Annotated in this window: 2 protein-coding genes; both read right to left on the bottom strand. The window is 72.7% G+C overall.

Features of this window, described 5'->3' with window-relative positions:
* Window positions 1–192: 192 nt before the first annotated feature.
* Window positions 193–753 carry a GtrA family protein gene (locus B8460_RS16560; protein ID WP_084623794.1) on the bottom strand — a complete coding sequence of 187 codons (561 nt, stop codon included), beginning with the start codon at window positions 751–753 and terminating at the stop codon, window positions 193–195.
* An 87-nt stretch (window positions 754–840) separates the two neighbouring features.
* On the bottom strand, window positions 841–1,275 hold the full coding sequence (locus B8460_RS16555; protein WP_048862719.1) for a CHRD domain-containing protein: 435 nt from the start codon (window positions 1,273–1,275) through the stop codon (window positions 841–843).
* Window positions 1,276–1,311: the final 36 nt, after the last annotated feature.

Below are 1,311 nucleotides of genomic sequence, written 5' to 3'. Positions count from 1 at the left end.
GCGCAGATGCGGGACGGGGTGCGGCGTTCGGCCCGCGCCGTCGCCGCGCGCCGGCCCTGTCGTTCCCGGACGCGCGCGGCGCGACGGGCCGGGGTGGTCGGCGTGCGGGCGGCGGTGGGGCGTGCGGCCGGGATGCATGGGCGCGGACACCGGATATCGGGTTGCGCCCAAACCTGTATCACAACTTAAGGTTTAGTAAACCTCGTTTTCCGCGGCACCCACCGGTTCGCCGACCGCTTCGGCGGCCGCGAGGCCGGGGGCGACGGCCGGGACGGCGCGGAACACCACGGAGCGGGACATCGCGAAGTTGACGAACATGCCCGCGACCGCGCCCGCGCTGGTCGCGAGCACGGGCTGCGCGGCGCAGACCGGCACGAAGGTCACCAGCAGGGCGTAGGTGCCGCGGTTGAGCACGAAGCCGGCGGAATTGGCGAGCAGGAACAGCGCCCATTGCCGGTGCAGCCGCACCCTGCCCGGCGCCGCGCGGGCCTGTTCGGTATGGGCGCGGAAGGTCCAGAGGCGGTTGAGCCACCAGGTGGTCGTCGCGCCGGTGCCGTAGGCGGCGAGGCCCGCGCCGTACAGGCCGAGCGTCCCGCGCAGGGCGTAGACGGTCGTCGTGTCCACCACGAGGCCGGCGAGGCCGACCGTCGCGAAGCGGACGAACTGGGCGGCGAGGGCGAGGCTGTCCGGGGTCGCCCGGGTGCGCAGAGGCCGGGGCAGACACCGGGCGAGGTATGCGAGCAGCGCGTCCATGCGGGCGTTATACGGCCGCGGCGCCGGTAGGGGAAAAGCCGGGCGGGGGAAGTGGGCAGGGCCCGCGCGGGGCGGGCCCTGCCGGGATCACATGCCCTTGTGCAGCTGGCCGCGCAGCTCGCCGCCCTTGTTCGCGTCGGTGTGGATGTTGACGTAATCCTTGCCGTGCTCGAGCTCGGAGACCTGCGCCTTGGTCAGGGTCGCGGTGCCGGTGATCGGGCTCGGGCCAACCTGCAGCGGGACGACGACGCCCGCGTTCTTGCCGGGGGCGGCCGGGCCGTGGATGTGCGCGGCGGTGGCCGGGCCGGTCAGGCCGTCATAGGTGACCTCGTAGTTGATGGTGCGGCTCTTGGTGTCGAGCGTCACCTTGGCCGTGCCGGTGCCGGTCGAGCTGTTCGGCGGCACCTCGGCCGAGGAGGTCAGCTTCGCCGTGAAAGTCATCGTCTTGGCATGCGCGTGGCCGGCCGCGAAGGCGAGAGGGGCGGCGAGCAGCGCGGCATAGGCGACGTGTCTGGCGGACATGATGGATTCCCTGTGTTCGGAAGTGGATTACGCGCG

Origin of the sequence: Acidisphaera rubrifaciens HS-AP3 (assembly GCF_000964365.1) — a bacterium.
Classification (GTDB): domain Bacteria; phylum Pseudomonadota; class Alphaproteobacteria; order Acetobacterales; family Acetobacteraceae; genus Acidisphaera; species Acidisphaera rubrifaciens.
The sequence above is the reverse complement of the archived record's forward strand: the minus strand, read 5'-3'. Positions and strand labels throughout refer to the sequence as shown.